General features: G+C 63.7%; 2 protein-coding genes. Both read right to left on the bottom strand.

Annotation, left to right across the window (positions count from 1 at the left end; translation table 11 throughout):
• Positions 1 to 1,017, bottom strand: a 1,017-nt coding sequence (locus AC2FNB_RS21195) for a type IV secretory system conjugative DNA transfer family protein (protein ID WP_496748702.1), incomplete at its 3' end; no start/stop codon positions are given.
• Between the two features lie 11 nt (positions 1,018 to 1,028).
• Positions 1,029 to 1,307 carry a mobilization protein gene (locus AC2FNB_RS21190; RefSeq protein ID WP_496748701.1) on the bottom strand — a complete coding sequence of 93 codons (279 nt, stop codon included), beginning with the start codon at positions 1,305 to 1,307 and terminating at the stop codon, positions 1,029 to 1,031.
• Between the last annotated feature and the right edge of the window lie 289 nt (positions 1,308 to 1,596).

The following is a 1,596-nucleotide window of genomic DNA, read 5'->3' as shown; positions in this document are numbered from 1 at the left end:
GTCCGAGCGCGCCAGACACTTTGCGATCCGGGGCGAGTCCAGAAAGTGCGTATGGCGTTGCGCGTTCGACAGCACGGAAGCGGCTTCGCGATCCGCCTTGCCAAGGAAGCGGTTGGCGGCGCGGGCGATCAGCCCGCCTGCCGCATCGCTGTCCTGCATCAGCTCCAGCAGCGCCCGGAGTTTTTCCGGGGGCAGGGTGAGATATTCCCGGACGGTGGCGAGGGACCGGTGGTCACGATCCTCATGGCAGACGCAGAACATGATCAGCCCACCGAGGATGGCTTTCGCCTCCTCGTTCCAGTGGGCTTCCGTCACCTGGCCCGGCGGGTCCATGACCAGCGCCTCTGTCAGGGAGGCCGCATCCTCGCCCAGATCAAGGCTGTCCGGTGTCAGCCTGTCGAGTGGATTGTAGGCGGCAGAGGTGTGGCCGCTGACTTCGAACGGATCGAGGACATGGACCGTGCCAAAGCGCCGCCGGGCTTCCCCGGCGATCCGGGCATTCTCGCCCTTGGGGTCGATCACCAGCACGGATCGTTCCGCCGCCAGCAGGTTCGGGATCACGGTGCCAACACCTTTCCCGGCCCGCGTCGGGGCGAGGGTGATCAGATGCGCCGGGCCGTCATAGTGCAGCAACCGTCCTGTGTGCGGATTGCGCCCGATCAGGAGACCGCGATCCTCCTGCCCTTTGCCCCTCTCCAGCTTCTTCAGTTCCTTGCGGTTCGCAAACCGGGCCGAGCCGTGGCTGTCACCCGTCAGCCCGAAGTAAGCATCGGCCCCGGAGGCCATGCGCCAGTACTGAAACCCGAAGACAGCGCCAATGAGCATGAAGGGACCGAAGACCAGCCATTGCCAGGCGCTTTCACCGGGCGGCTGATCGAAGAAGGCAAAGATGAACGGCGTGGCCACAAGCGTTCCAAGCATCGCCCCAAACAGGACCGCGCCGATCATCCAGCCCAAAAGGATGGGCGTGAAGATCAACCGACCGAAGAAGCGGAACAGCCCCCCGAAGACGAGCATCACGCTTCGCATCAGGACGTGCCGTCATCGGTAGGAGCAGGGGAGGGCGCGTCCCACTCTGCAAAGGCCTTGCGATCCTGTTCACGGGAGAGGTTGCGGATCAGCCGGTCGAGCATCGCGGCAGCATTGGAATCCCGTTCCGCCAGGTCCATGAGCGCCCCGCCCAGGATCACCTTGCGCCGGGTATCCAGCTTGCGCTGTCTGGTGGCTTCCCGGTTCTTCAGAGCCTGTAGGCGGGCCTTGGCCTGGGCATAGCGTTTCTCGGCGCGTTCAAGCTCAGTCTCGGCCAATTCGGGAATCCACTTCAAAGAGGGCAGGTGTAAAGGTTAGGCTTGCCACAACCAGCGATAGCGCTTACCCGTAGACCTGTAAAGGACAAGGGCGCACTTATGCAAACTCTCCACCTGTGGTTCCGAGATTTGCGTGCGTTCTCCTTGAGGCAGGGCCTCAGCCGATGGCGAACTCCGTCCGACGCGAAGGGCGCCGGAATGAAAGGCCCTCCCGACCTCTCAAACTCTCCAGGGCCAACTTCGGCAGTTGGATCGCGTCCCGCAATGTCGCGCCAGCGTCTCGCCCGAT

It is taken from the genome of Ruegeria sp. BHSB058 (assembly GCF_059613285.1).
This window is presented reverse-complemented; position numbering and strand designations above follow the sequence as displayed.